At 63.2% G+C, this 14,186-nt stretch carries 9 protein-coding genes and 2 pseudogenes; 5 read left to right on the forward strand and 6 right to left on the reverse strand.

Annotated features, from left to right (window positions below; all coding sequences use genetic code 11):
* Positions 1-95: 95 nt before the first annotated feature.
* The 5 genes from IPK24_05665 to IPK24_05685 all read right to left on the reverse strand — a co-directional run bounded on the left by IPK24_05665 (position 96) and on the right by IPK24_05685 (position 3,154).
* Complete coding sequence (locus IPK24_05665) at positions 96-575, reverse strand: hypothetical protein (GenBank protein ID MBK8075055.1); 480 nt, start codon at positions 573-575, stop codon at positions 96-98.
* A 351-nt stretch (positions 576-926) separates the two neighbouring features.
* Positions 927-1,667 (reverse strand): hypothetical protein, encoded by a 741-nt coding sequence (locus IPK24_05670; protein ID MBK8075056.1) that lies wholly within the window; start codon positions 1,665-1,667, stop codon positions 927-929.
* Between the two features lie 127 nt (positions 1,668-1,794).
* Positions 1,795-2,325, reverse strand: a complete 531-nt coding sequence (locus tag IPK24_05675) for a methyltransferase (GenBank protein MBK8075057.1) — start codon at positions 2,323-2,325, stop codon at positions 1,795-1,797.
* Positions 2,326-2,485: 160 nt separating this feature from the next.
* Entirely contained in the window at positions 2,486-2,731 is a 246-nt protein-coding gene (locus IPK24_05680) for a hypothetical protein (GenBank protein MBK8075058.1), read from the reverse strand.
* The gene (locus IPK24_05685) at positions 2,732-3,154 is read right to left on the reverse strand and encodes a hypothetical protein (protein MBK8075059.1); all 423 of its coding nucleotides are present in this window, start codon (positions 3,152-3,154) and stop codon (positions 2,732-2,734) included. It abuts the gene before it with no gap.
* 235 nt (positions 3,155-3,389) lie between these two features.
* On the opposite strand from IPK24_05685, the gene IPK24_05690 reads away from it, so the two are divergent.
* Positions 3,390-4,565, forward strand: a complete 1,176-nt coding sequence (locus tag IPK24_05690; protein MBK8075060.1) for a hypothetical protein — start codon at positions 3,390-3,392, stop codon at positions 4,563-4,565.
* The gene (locus tag IPK24_05695; protein ID MBK8075061.1) at positions 4,540-5,307 is read left to right on the forward strand and encodes a hypothetical protein; all 768 of its coding nucleotides are present in this window, start codon (positions 4,540-4,542) and stop codon (positions 5,305-5,307) included. The genes IPK24_05690 and IPK24_05695 overlap by 26 nt, the downstream gene beginning before the upstream one ends.
* A 1,138-nt stretch (positions 5,308-6,445) precedes the next feature.
* Here the strand turns inward: IPK24_05695 and IPK24_05700 are convergent.
* Positions 6,446-6,955: a hypothetical protein gene (locus tag IPK24_05700; GenBank protein ID MBK8075062.1), complete on the reverse strand. Its 510-nt coding sequence runs from the start codon at positions 6,953-6,955 to the stop codon at positions 6,446-6,448.
* A 320-nt stretch (positions 6,956-7,275) separates the two neighbouring features.
* Here IPK24_05700 and IPK24_05705 point away from each other — a divergent pair.
* The 3 genes and pseudogenes from IPK24_05705 to IPK24_05715 all read left to right on the forward strand — a co-directional run bounded on the left by IPK24_05705 (position 7,276) and on the right by IPK24_05715 (position 14,164).
* Positions 7,276-9,668: pseudogene (locus tag IPK24_05705) on the forward strand (SAM-dependent DNA methyltransferase).
* Positions 9,661-10,245, forward strand: a complete 585-nt coding sequence (locus IPK24_05710; protein ID MBK8075063.1) for a restriction endonuclease subunit S — start codon at positions 9,661-9,663, stop codon at positions 10,243-10,245. Before IPK24_05705 ends, IPK24_05710 begins: the two are co-directional and overlap by 8 nt.
* Positions 10,246-10,883: 638 nt before the next feature.
* Positions 10,884-14,164: pseudogene (locus tag IPK24_05715) on the forward strand (type I restriction endonuclease subunit R).
* Positions 14,165-14,186 lie beyond the last annotated feature (22 nt).

Here is a 14,186-nt window from a genome sequence, read left to right on the forward strand (position 1 = left end):
GCAGGGGACGGCCTGCCCGGCTCCGGGCGGGCGTTGGTACAGGCACGCTCCCGGAGGGTCCAATGGGCTGCAGCACCCACTGCAAGTGGACGCGCTCACCAGCCGCGAGCGGTTGGAGGCTCGACAACAGCGCCGCGGACACGCTCGGCTGACCCGTCCGCCAGCACCCGCCGGGCACCGGACTGTCCGAGTTGAGCGGCCTGCTGGACCTCGGGCGGCCGGTATCGCTCGTCCAGAGCCACCCGCGCCCCCGGAATCGCCGCCCGCAGCGCCGATAACACTGTGGCAGCGTGAATCTTGCGCATCAGCAGGTGATGGATGATCCCGTCGGCAGTGGCGGTCACCTCCCATCCGACCGCCCGGATCACGAATGGGCGCTGCCAGCGCCTGGCCACGATGCCCGCGGCTCCAGTCAGGAAGGCACTTACCTGCGCCGGGGTCACACCACGTGGAAATGTCACGGCGTAGGCCACCACTTCGTCGCTCCACGCGCTGCGGCTACCGGCGCGCATCACCAGAACCACGCATACGAGCGCCACTGCGCCTAGCAGACTCAAGGTCAACCAGTCGTTCATAGATCCACCCCCTTCCCCGGTCCGCCGCCGCTGGGCTCTTCCGCCTTCGCCGCCTGTTCCTTGGCCTCCAATTCCCGCGCCAGCTCGATCAGCGCCAACACGAACAGTTGTATATCCGGGTTCCTCTTGCGCACGCCACGCACTCGTATTTGTCTCGCCATACACCCCTCCTCAAAAGTTCAAGAAACGTGGAAACCCGGCAACGCTGATCCGCTTGTCGCTCGTGATTTCGAGGAACGCCAAGCCTCCACGTGCCATTAGTTATACGTTGCAGCTATGCAACAAATCATCAGGCGAAATGCAGGCGCGCCTGCCGGCCCGCTAACAATTACCTGGATGAATGACCAGGTGTCAGGTCCCGGAGCGGCTCTCGCGGCGCGTGCTCGTCATGGCCGCGCGCACCCGTGCTCCCGAGGCGGCCAGTTCGGCCTCCGCCAGCAGCCTCCGAATCGCGGGCTCCCCGGCACCGGGTCGCTCAGCCCTGGCCTGCTCCACGATGGCCGCAAGATCCGCGTCGGTCGCCCGTCGCCGCTTGGGCGGTGCCGAGCGTTGACTGCCTGCTGCAGGTCGCCGCTCGAACACTCCGGGCGGCGCGTCCAGGAAAGCCCGCACTTCTGGCTCAGCCAGCCCGGCCGGTCGCACCCCCGTATCCGTCAGATCCAGCGTGGTCGACGGTTGCCCGGCCAGGTGCCACAAGAGGGACGCTGCCCCGAGCACCGCCACTGGCAGGCATGACACCGCCGTCACCACCCACCACGGTGCCCGTGTCACCCCGGCCGCCGCTAGCAGGTGGTAGGCGATCTGCCCTGCCATCCCGATGACCAGGGCGGCTGCCGCCGATGCCCAGGCGTACCGCCGAGAGCGAAGCGGTAGGGGACGAGCCTGCGTGGCCACCGCCAGGGCGTAGACCGCGTAGGCCTCCACCCCGATCGGCAGCGTGATGGCCGTGTTCAGTGTCAGGCCGTCCCAGATGCCCGGCAATGGATGGACGATCCCGAACCCCGTCAGCGATCCCAGGCCCACCCAGCCCGACCAGGTCGCCGTCCCCGCCGACCCGCCGATGACCACGAGCGGCCAGCGTCGCCGCCTCACTCGTCATCCCAGAGATCGGGAAGGTCGGTGCTCCAGACACCGCAGTCCAGGCAGCGTTCGGAGCCGTCCGGGCCACCCGTTTCCTCAACGTTCGCGTGCTGGCAAGCCCTCGGATCGCGGGCCACGGCTACCTCGCCGCCCGTCGGAGCGAAGACAGCTCGACGTCGCACTCGACCTCGTTGCCCCACACATCCCAGCCGGGCTGCTTGCGCCTGGCGAAGAGCTCGAGGTACGGCCCGGGCGAACAGCGCTCAATGATCGCGTACCGCTCCTCCGGCTTGTGGCTGTGATCCTGTAGCGGCCCGTAGCTCCAGGTGCCCTGGCCCTTGAACTGCACCCGAGCCTTGCCACGCACCCCGAGTAGCAGGTGCTCGGTCTGATTGCGCAGGTAGTTGCCGAGCCCGAATCGGGGCTTGATCCACGTCAAACACGAGCGGTATGCGAACCCCCACGCCGCCATCACCTGGATCTGTTCGAAGATGTCGGCGTTCGTTACCCACAGCCACAGGTGCGCATCGTCTTCGGCCAAGTCGCCCACCGGCAGCCGGCAGATCGCATCCGTGCTCATTGTCGGGTAGTGCCGACCAGCTGTGCCGACGAGGTTCTTCGTGCCCCACGGCGGGTCCGCCAGGATCGTCCGGTAGCGCCGCTTGTTCACAGCTTCACGCCCTTGCCGAACAGCACGCGGATGACGATGACGAACACCAGGAGTCCGCCGATGATGGGCATGGCCAGGCCGAGCCACTGCCACAGCGTTGGCAGGGCGATCCACGCCACCACCACCATCAGGAGGAGCTTCCCTAACGCGTCCAGGCCTCTCATCGGCCGCCCCGCAGGCTCCGGAGTCGTTGTTCTGCCTCAGCTTCCAGCTCACGCAGCTGCCGGAGCATCCCTTCAAACTCTGCGCGTTCCAGCTCGTCGCGGTCCATCTCCGCCAGGCTCTTGCGAGCAGTCGCCTTAGGCTCGCCCGAGTCGATCCAGGGAATCGCCGCCATCAAAGCCACTGTCAGTGCTCCAATCCCGGCGAGCACCCACAGCGCAACATGCATCACGGTGGCCAGCATTCAGCGCTCCCGTGTCATGTAGCGGGCGATGTGCTGCGCCGCCGCCATCGCGAACACCGTCTCGATCTCGCGGCATCCGTATTCCAGGTTGGGGTTGTGCCGGGCCGCATCCTCGATCCGTCGGTTCAGCCGTTGCAGACTCCCCAGCGCATGGTGAGTCAGCCGCTCCCCATTGGAGATGACCTGCTCGACGACGTGGGCTTCCTCCCGCTCGGCCGCATCCACCACCGCCCGAGTCACCGACCGATCCGCCTCGATCCGGGCGAGCTGCTGACGTGTTCGCCAGTCGAGTTCCTGGCCATGGGGGTCGTACCGCGACAGCCCGGGCCCTCCCGTCCCACGCTGGTAGGACTGAATATCCCGGCTCATAGATCGGCGCCGTCGTGAGCGTGCCGTTTGCGGCGTGGCCGGCAGTCCCGGCACAGCACCGGCACGTCCCAGTACTGACTCGCCCCGCCGCACTTGCGACAGACCAGCCCCGCATCGGCGACCTCCGTCCAAGTGCGGCGGCTCAGCCCCTCCACCGGCCTTCTCGAACCACTCATCGTGAGCTCCTTCGGCAGCCGCCCCTAGATTCGGAGCGGGTTGCAGAGACCGTCTCAACGCTGATTCGCCCGCAGGAGGGTCTCGGGTGGCAGTCACCTGGCACTCTGAGGTCGTGACCGATGAAGCCGCAGCCCTGGGTCTTGACGACCTGGTGCTCGAGCTGGCCCGAGTGCGCGAAGCCGGACTTGAACCACTCGACGTGGAGACGGCGCTGCCCGGGCTGCCCCACCTCTCAAGCCTTGGAGTAGTGACCCAGCGCACCCGGGCCGACACCACTCTCGGGCAAGCCACCGCCATCTGTGCCACTGTCAACGAGGCCATCGAGCGTCTCGCCGACGAAGCCGACCGACTCGGGCCACCGAACCAGCCCAGCAATCCCGCCCAGGCTCAGATGCTCTTCCGCATGCACTACAGGACCCGCAAGCTCGGCGTCGCCGAGGCCCGGGTACACACCCAAGAGCTGTCCGGTGTCGGCGACCGCCAGTTCCGCGCACGCCATGAGGCCCGGCTTCTACGGCTCGTCGCCCAGAGCCTGCTCGATCTCGACCGGGAGCATGATCTAACCGCATGGGGCCGGGCCATGGAAGTCGGGGCCGACGTGCCCCAGACCGTCGCCATGTACTGGCTCTACCTCTTCCGTGACCACTACTTCCGCATGGAGACCTCGGCTTACGCCCTCCAGTTCGATCTGGAGACTGCCCTCAGCCAGCTCCGGGACGACCTGCCTGACTGGCGTAAGTACCTCGCGACCGCCGTCTACTGGAACATCGAGTTCAGCTACCTCCGGCACCGCTTCTGGCGCACCCACGGCCCTTTGTGGTTCGCCCCTACCGACGAGGGCTGTGCCAAGCTCAATGACGCGGTCGAGCGGATCGAGTACCACGATCCGTTCCCCGACGAGTACATGGCCCGGTTGCGCCGCCTCTACGGCAGCCTCGCCGATCCCGACCACGACCTGTTCGCCGAGACGCTCGCCCGTGTCCACCTCGACCCCGACCCACTGGCGACAGCCGAGACATGGCTGCGCCGCTGCACGTGTCCCCGCCAAGACGGCACGCTTGAGCATGCCGACCGGTGCGAGGTCCAGATTGTCCTGGCCAACTGCGACATCTTCGGCGACACCGTTGAGGAAGAGTTCACCCGCATCCAGGAGTGGTACCGCAACCCACGCTTTGCCGCCGACCCACTGATCAAGGACCGAATTCTAGGCTTCCGCACCCCGACCACCGAGCGGGCCTCGGTGTTGAGCCAAGGTCGTGTGATTGGAGAAGACGATGACGTGGGATAGCGGTAGCGGTGAGCGGTATGCGTCATATCCACCATTTCGCCTGAAAGAGGAGCTCAGGAGCACCGATAAAGCGATCGAACGTGCCAGCGCGCAGCACACTCAAATGCGAATCATTGAAGGTCCACAGGGCGAGGATGTGCGCGGGCTGTACGCACTGATCCTGCGACTTGGCAATGACCGCGGTCAGATAATGCAGGAAATGGACTATCAAGAAGAACAGAGAGAGCAGCGCCGAGTAGATCGAGAGCAGAGAGAGATTGAGAGGCAGGAACGGCGGCGGGCGGCAGAAGATCGCAAGGCGGAAAGTGCCAACCTCGCCAAAGAGCGACAGGCTCGCGCTGACGAAAAGCGGCGTCGCGATGAGGCACAGCGCCGAGAGTCTCAGGCGGCGACACGCAAAGAGTCCCGGGCTGTTGGCCAGGCCGAACGAGAACTACCTAAGTCGCTCAATCGCGAACTCCTGCTGGCGCGCGCCGGTGGAGAACTCGAGATCTGGTTCCTAAATATGGGGCTGGCCATTCGTCCAGAATCACCGGCGCTCCAAGTCTCGATGCAATGGACCCTCGACGGCAAGGAGTATCTTGGCGAGTTCTCTCCCGACACAGGTCAGCTTCAAGTCTGGCTCAAGGTCCCTAACGGCACGCAAGATGCCAGCCAGCGCGGCCAGAGCTGCTGGCTTTCAGCCAACACGCGAGAAGAACGCTCAATCGCCCTGACATTCTGTTTTAGGGACGAGTTGTAGTGCGAGTCCGAATCACGCCCTCGGATTGTCATCGAGTCGTCTTTGCGACTTCACCGTAGACCATTGACTCCTAGAGTTGCATCGCAACCCCCGATTCCTGCGGATCAAGATAGAAAGACGTATCCTTGGGTTCGGCACTCTCAGGAAACGAACGAGTCTTGCCGGAACCCGCTCTCAATGAAAGTGGAGCCCCAAATGTCTGATCAGACCGACAGTGGTAGCGGCGGCCCCTTCTCAGGGCATTCCCTGGACGCACTACTCGAGACCGAAGTGGATCTGAACGAGGGAATAGAACAGGCCGAAAGTGAGCGCGAGGAACTAGCCAGAATAGGAGTGCAAGGCACCGAGGATTGGCACGACAACTACGCCTGGATCAGGCGCATGCACGACCGGCTCACCGGAGATTCGTCAGGAGCGTGGGTACCGTCAGGGCCATACAAGCGGGCGGCCGCCCACCGAAGCTGAAGGCCATACCGCGTTTCAAGTCACAGTCCGAAGACTAGCCCGCGCCAGTCCTGCGCCTCAATGTCCGCTGCCGCACTATCGCTATTGCATGTCCAATCACAGTCGTCTTAGAATGGGCTTAGTAAAGTAAATACCGAGGCCAATCTAGTGGATATACGCAGGCGTCCGGAGGAGTTGCGCTCTTCTATCATGTCGAAATTGGCAGAGCCGTCGCTGTACGTCAGGAGTACATTCGACGCATCTTCGATTGGCCGAGTAGGAGAGCATCGGAAGTCATAGCGCACGTCCTTGTCATGATCACCGGGGCCATCTTCTTCGTAGGAGGCCTTGGTTCGCTCATAAAGATTGCATTGAGCTAATTGAACGCGGCGCAACGGTACGCCCCGGCGGTCCTATGAGAAATGTATAAGTAACTTGAGGCGAAGGCATGCTCCTTGACGCAGTATTCATTCTGATTGCAGTTCTGCTAGTAATCTATCGAGGTCAGTTCGTGCGAGGTGCGGCAAGATTCCAAGAACGGAACTTTGGCATAAAGTGCGATGAGAAAGAAATGCGTCAGGAACAGATACTGATCATAGCCTTGGCAGGGGCTTTCATAGTAGTTACACTCTATCGGCTGGCGGCAAACTAGGAACCGGTTAGAGTAGAATCTTCAACATGCTATCGCCAATACCTACAACCGACTCATCAGCCCCAAGATGGTCATGAACCCGCCGCCGTTATCCCAGCGGTAGCCTCCATGACTCTCTGGGTTGATCGAGTCAACTCCAGTGTTGACCATGTCGGGTAGATTTCCAGCGGCATCAAGGATCATCTGAGCCGACCCGCTGGAACTCGGATCAACCCAGGACAGTAGCAACTTCAGGCTGTAGCCCACCATCCAGTGATTAGGCTGCCTCTCCTTAATGAAGTAGGCTCCAATCGGGCACTCTTTGTTCAATTCAGCAACCGCGCGAACCAGCTCCACCGAGAATGTCATGCCGCTGGCGACTCCAGCTCCCAGATGAAACTCAGGCGATGCGTGGATCGCCAGGAACTCAACATCGTGAGCCTTAACGTGAGTTGCAAACCCTGGTGCAAATGGATTGCAGGCCCCAGGGTAGAGGCGGTCTAGACCTGCCAGAATGAAGGCCTCGATGGCTTCGTCGTCGAACTTGCTCAGTTGTGGCCGCCTCCAAGTCAACGTGATGTATTGGGCCCTTCCTACACCCCAATGAAGCGCCTGCAGGTGCAGCCATGGACCACGGTGCGCCCTTCCGATGTGGGGCGTAATCCATGTTGGGCCGAAGTGGCCGTCAGGCTACGCCCGCTCGACCCAGCGAGAAGGCGCAACGCGACAACTGTGATCAGGTGTCCGTGGGCAGCTTGTCTGCCCGCCTGTTGTCGGTGTGGCCCGGTAGCGTCTGAGGTCCGGGCTTGTGAAGCGGAAGGAGGTCATCTGAGCCCCGATGCCCAAGCGAAAGCTTGATCATTTCGTCTAACAGGCCTTAAATGGTAGGAGCTATGCCACGACTCACCCTTCCCCAGCTTGAGCGCCACCTCTTCTCGGCGGCCGACATCCTGCGTGGCTCCATGGAGGCCTCGGCCTACAAGGAGTTCATCTTCGGGATGCTCTTCCTGAAGTACGCCTCCGACCAGTTCGACGCCGAGCGAGAGCGGGTGATCGCCGACCAGCTCGCCAAGGGGCGCAGCCAGCAGGAGGCCGAGCAGCGGGCCGAGGCGCCGGCGTTCTACAGCACCTTCTACGTGCCGCACCGCGCCCGCTGGGAGCAGATCCACGGGCACCTGCACAAGTCGGTCGGCGACGGGCTCAACAAGGCGCTTCAGGATCTTGAGAACGAGAACCGCGCGCTGGACGGCGTGCTGCAGCACATCGACTTCAACCGCAAGGTCGGCCAGTCGACCATGTCGGACAAGAAGCTCCGCGAGCTGATCGTCCACTTCAACAAGGTCCGACTGCGCCAAGACGACTTCGAGTTCCCCGACCTGCTTGGCGCTGCCTACGAGTACCTCATCCGCGACTTCGCCGACTCGGCGGGCAAGAAGGGCGGCGAGTTCTACACACCCCGGTCCGTCGTCCGGCTGATGGTCCGCATCGCCGACCCACGCGAGGGCATGAGCGTCTACGACCCCTGCTCGGGCTCGGGCGGCATGCTCATCCTGTCCAAGGAGTACGTCGAGGAGACCGGTGCCGACAGTCGTAACCTGGCCCTCGCCGGCCAGGAGAAGGATGGGAGCGTCTGGGCCATCTGCAAGATGAACCTGCTCCTGCACGGCATCCCCGACGCCGACGTGCGCAACACCAACGACGGCACGCTCGAAGACCCCGCCCATGTGCAGGGCGGCGAACTGATGCGCTTCGACCGGGTGATCACCAATCCGCCGTTCTCCATGAACTACGCCCGCGCGGGCATGCCGTTCCCCGAGCGGTTCAGCCGCGGCTGGACGCCAGAGAAGGGCAAGAAGGCCGACCTCATGTTCGTCCAGCACATGCTGGCGGTCACCCGGCCCGGCGGCCTCGTCACGACCGTCATGCCGCACGGGGTGCTCTTCCGGGGCGGCGACGAGGGCAAGATCCGCACCGCACTCCTCAACGACGACATGATCGAGGCAGTCATCGGTCTCGGACCGCAGCTCTTCTATGGCACCGGTATCCCTGCCTGCATTCTGGTGCTTCGGCCCAAGGGGGCCAAGCCGGCCGACCGCCAGGGCAAGGTGCTCTTCGTCAACGCCGACCGTGACTACCGCGAGGGTCGGGCCCAGAACTACCTGGAAGCCGAGCACGTCGAGAAGATCGTCTCCGCTTTCTATGCCTTCGAGGGTTCCGAGAAGTTCGCCCGCGTTGTGACTCGCGCTGAGTTGGCCGACAACGACGACAACCTCAACATCCGCCGCTACGTGGACACCACACCCGAACCGGAACCTCAAGACGTCCGCGCCCACTTGCACGGCGGTATCCCATGCCGTGAGGTCGACGCCAAGGCCGATCTCTTCCGTTCTCATGGCCTCGACCCCGCCCTGCTCTTCGTACCCAAGGACGCCGCGTACCTGGATTTCAGGGAGACCATCTCAGTCAAGAGCGGTCTGACCGTGCTAATCGAGGCGGATCACGGTGTGAAGACCGCCGAGGGGGCCGTCACGGCCGCCATTGACCAGTGGTGGAAAGCTGAATCCCCGAACTTCGACGCTCTCAAGTCGGTCGCCGACCTGGTCAACCTGCGCAGACAATTACTCGGTACCTTCGAGACAGCACTCCGGCCGGATGGGTTGCTTGACCGATTCACCGTTCGTGGCATTATCGCCTCCTGGTGGGGTGCGAGCCTCCCAGACCTTAAGTCTCTTGCCACTCTCGGCTACAAGGGCCTCGTGGCTGCCTGGGTCGCCACTATCCTCGACGCCCTCGAAGAGGAAAAGGCGAAGATCGACCCTCTAGACCACAAGGCGGCCCGCGCTCTGCTGCCCGAGTACCTCGACGGTCTTGCCGTTCTCGAAGCCGAAGCCACCGGGCTCGACGCCACCATCAAACTGCCGCCGCAGACGACGAGGACGGCAGTGCTGAGGATACCCTGTCGCCATCCGAGCTCAAGCAGTTCAAGGCGAAGCTCGCCGCTGTTAAGAAGCAGCTCAAGACTCAGAAGACCAGCTTCGCCCAACATCTGAGTGTCGCCAGCGACGCTCTCTCCGACCTAGCCGCCCGCGAACTAGTTCTCGACGCCCTTCGGCGCGAACTCGTCGCAGAGGCTGCAGACCGCGTCATGCGTCATCGCCGCATCGTGGTCGCTGCTTTCGAGACGTGGTGGGACAACTACCGCACGCCCATCTCCGAGATCGAATCCGAGCGTATGGCTGCAGCAGCCAAGCTGGCGGGCTTCCTGAAAGAGCTGGGCTATGAGTGATTTGGGCATACCAGAGGACTGGAAGACCATGCCGATGAGCGAAGCTACTTCAATGCTCCGGAGAGGAACAGCGCCGGTATACGTAGATCACTCCGAAGTTCGGGCGATTGGTCAACGCTGCATTACGCATGAAGCGTTCGATCCCGGTCTGGCTCGGCCCCATTCCTCGCGCAACATGACGGGGGTCATACGTCCTGAACCGGGCGACGTGTTAGTCAACTCAACGGGAACGGGGACCATTGGCCGGTCGGTCGTGTTCTACGGCGACTCTCATGAATTCATCGTTGATGGTCACGTGACAGTGGTACGCCCGAGACCTAACGTTGTGGTCGGTCGCTGGATCAGCGATTTCATTCGCAGCGCACAGGGGCAGCAGTACCTCGAAACCAGATGCTACTCGGGCTCGACGAACCAGGTCGAACTGTCAGCGACGGCTCTCGGACACATGCAGATCCCTATCCCAAGCGTGATCGAGCAGCGATGCGTGTCAGAGATCCTAGATACTCTGGACAACCAGATTGCATCTTCCGACCTGGCCCCTGCACAAGTATTCGAAAATCCGGTCAGCGGTAATTGAAGGCATGCTTGATGGCAATGACGTCGCTCGAGTTGAACCTCTCGGAGGCCTGGCAGAAGTCAGTTCCGGTGTCACGCTCGGTTCAGAACCCGGTGGCCCCGGTACGGTAGTCCGGCCATATCTACGGGTCGCCAACGTCCAAGATGGACATCTCAACCTAAGTGATGTTAAGTCTGTTCGAGTACGCCAGTCCGACTTGGCGCGCTTCGAGCTCCGGACCGGCGATGTGCTCATGAACGAAGGCGGGGACGCCGACAAGCTCGGACGGGGAACGGTATGGGAGGGCCAGATAGATGGCTGCCTCCACCGAACCACGTGTTTAAGGTTCGATGCATACCATCCCGACTCAATCCGTGGTACCTGGCGCTGGTGAGCGGCTCACCCCGTGGGAAGCGCTACTTCCTTGCGGCCTCGAAACAGACGACAAACTTGGCGACCATAAACTCGACTCAGATCAAGGCATTTCCCGTGCCTCTACGGTCTATGACCCGACAGCTGGAGATCGTGCATGTGGTAGAGGCACTCTCGCAGCAAGTCGCTCTTGAGTCGGCGAGATTGGCCAAGCTGCGCGCGCTGAAGCCAGGTCTCGTATCAGACCTGCTTGCAGGCCGCGTCCGCGTGCCGTCTGGAGCCGCCCTATGAGCTCAGGCCCTGAGTACAACGAAGTCGAACAGCCGCTGATCGCCCAGTTGCTGGGCCTCGGTTGGCTGCACCTCAAGGGCGACACCTACGACCCGACGGTCAGCAACCGCGATACGTTCCGCCAGGTTCTTCTGGAGGAGCGCTTACGCGCCAAGTTGCTCGGACTGAACCTCGGACCCGACGGCCAGCCCTGGCTGGACGATTCTCGGCTGTCCGAAGCCATCTCCTCGCTGACCCGTGCTGAACCCGGGAACCTCATCGAGGTCAACGAGCGCATGACCGAGCGGCTCCTCGAGGGCGTATCGGTGGCTGGGTTGCCGGGCTGGGACCAGGGCCGCAGCCAGCGCATCAAGTTCATTGACTGGGATAGCCCTGGAGCCAACGAGTTCCTGGCGATCAATCAGTTCCGCGTAGATGAACCGGGCGGCCAGGCCAAGAAGTTCGTCATCCCGGACGTCGTGCTGTTCGTCAACGGCATCCCGCTCGTGGTCATCGAGTGCAAGAGCCCCTACATCACCGACCCAATGGCCGAGGGCATCGACCAGCTCCGCCGCTACGCCAACCAGCGTGACCTGGGCGCGCCCGAGGGCAGTGAGCAGCTGTTCTGGACCAACCAGTTCGTCATCTCTACCTACGGCGATAAGGCTCGCGTAGCTACCTTCACTGCTGGCTCTGAGCACTTCCTGGAGTGGAAGGACTGCGCGCCCACTACCAAGGACGCGTTGGCTGAGAAGCTCGGCAAGACCGTCGACGAGCTGACCGGCCAGGAGCTGATGGTTGCCGGCATGCTCACTCCCGCCACGCTGCTCGACCTGGTGCGCCACTTCACGCTGTTCACCGAGGTCGGTGGCCGGCGCATCAAGATCGTGGCCCGCTACCAGCAGTACCGCGCTGCCTTGAAGTCAATCAACCGGCTTCGCACTGGCAAGACGCGGTTGGTCGACGGCGAGTCGGACCGCCGCGGTGGCCTCGTCTGGCCACCCAGGGCTCCGGCAAGAGCCTCACGATGGTCTTCTTGGTTCGCGCCATGCGCTCGGACCCCGTGCTGCGCGCCTTCAAGGTCGCCATCGTGACAGACCGCACCGACCTGGAGAAGCAGCTGGCCGGGACTGTCAAGCTCTCCGGCGAGATCATCGAGCGGGCGCGCAACGCCAAGAAGCTCCGCAAGCTGTTGGCCGAGCACGGCCCCGCGCTCGTCTTCGCCATGATTCAGAAGTACCGCGGCACGGACGGCAAGGCAGCGCAGGAGACCAAGCTGGCGGGCGATACCGCGACCGAAGCGCTCGGCATCCTCAACGAGGACGAGGCCATCGTCATCTTGGTGGACGAGGCTCACCGTTCTCAGACCTCGGCCCTGCACGCGAATCTCATGGCTGCGCTGCCGAATGCCGCCAAGATCGGGTTCACGGGCACGCCCATCATGCGCGAGGGCAAGAAGCGCACCGAACGGATCTTCGGCCCCTACATCGACAAGTACACGATCCGTCAGGCCGAGGCCGACGGAGCCACCGTCCCGATCCTCTACGAGGGCCGCACAGCCAAGGGGGCAGTTCAGGGCGCGAGCGACCTCGATGAGCTGTTCGAAGACATGTTCGCCGAGCACACCGACGAGGAGATCGAGAAGCTCAAGCAGCGCTATGCCACGTCCGGGGCCGTCCTCGAAGCGCCCTCGCTCATCGAGGCCAAAGCCCGCAGCATGCTCCTGCACTACGTCTCGACCGTGATGCCAGGGGTTCAAGGCGCAGCTCTCGGCCAGTAGCCGCCGAGCCACCGTGCGGTATCGGGAAGCCCTACAGAAGGCCCGGGCCGGCCTCGTCGCCGAGATCGAGGCGCTGCCCGCCAACCTCTTGGAAGGCGTGGCTGACGGTACCGTCGATATCGACCGGCTCGAACGTCGGCAGCAGATGCTTGTACGCGCTCATGAGCACCTCGCCCTCATAGCCGCCCTCGAGTTCGTGCCCGTGATCTCCAGCGGCAACAACGACCCGGCTACCTGGGTGCAGTGGACCGACAAGACGAGGCAAGAGCGGATCGTCGCCGAGTTCCAGAAGGCTCTCGGAACAGCCGGGGACAAAACGAGCCCGGTGGCGTTCCTCATCGTCAAGTCGATGCTGCTCACCGGCTTCGATGCGCCCGTCGAGCAGGTCATGTACCTCGACCGCCTCATCCAGGACGCCGAGCTACTCCAGGGCATAGCCCGCGTCAACCGCACCGCCGACCACAAGGAGGGCGGCCACCTCGTTGACTACTACGGCGTCGGCGCGCACCTCCAGAAGGCCTTGCAGTCTTACGCGCCCGAAGACGCCGAGGATGCCGTTGGAGCGCTGGCCAGCATCAAGGACGAGCTGCCCAAGCTCCGCGACCGGCACGCCCGCGTCGTGGCGGTCTTCGCCCAGGCCGGTATCGAAACCTTCGACACCGATGAGGACGTTGAGGCCTGCGTCCAGGTCTTGGCTGACGAAGCCCTGCGGGCGCGCTTCGGCGTGGTGCTCAAGCAGTTCCTCACGACCCTCGATGTCGTGCTGCCGCGGCCCGAGGGGCTGCCATACGTCAAGGACGCCAAGCGTTTCGGCCGCATCCAGCTGGTCGCTCGCCGGCGCTACCGCGATGCCGGGCTCGGCGACTTCGACCCGTCCCTCTACGGCGAGAAGGTCCGCAAGCTCATCGACGAGCACGTCGCCGCGCTCGACATCGCCACCAAGATCCCGCCGGTGTCCATCACCGCGCCTGACTTCATCGCCAAGCTCAAGGGGCTGACCTCCGACAAGGCCAAGGCTTCGGAGATGGAACACGCGCTGCGGTTCCACATCCGCAAGAACTTCGATGAGGACCCGGCGCGCTTCACCAAGCTCTCCGAGCGTCTCGACCAGATCCTCAAGTCACTGACTGGCCAGTGGGACCAGCTCGCCCTGGCGCTTGAGGACCTCATGAAGGACGCGACCGCAGATGGGGGCCAGGACCAGCCCCATGCCGACCCCTGATCAGCCGCTTCTATGGCGTGCTGGAGTCGGAGTTCGCAACCGACGTCACCCTCCCCGACGAGGCGCGTGTGGATCTCATCCACCTGGCCGAGGACATCGTGGTCGAGGTGGCCGAGTACACCCACCGGGTACGGTTCTGGCAGAACCCGCACGCGCAGGAGGAACTGCGTAAGAAGATCATCCTCGTCCTTGATGATCGCAATCTGTTTGAGTTCGCCGAGCAGGCCTCAGTTGCCGATCGCCTCATGGAACTCTCGAAAGGCCAATCAGGCGCTCATCGCTCGAGGCAGTCGTGACGAGCGCCGTGCTGCACCTCGA

The organism is Kineosporiaceae bacterium (assembly GCA_016713225.1).
Taxonomy (GTDB): Bacteria; Actinomycetota; Actinomycetes; order Actinomycetales; family Kineosporiaceae; genus JADJPO01.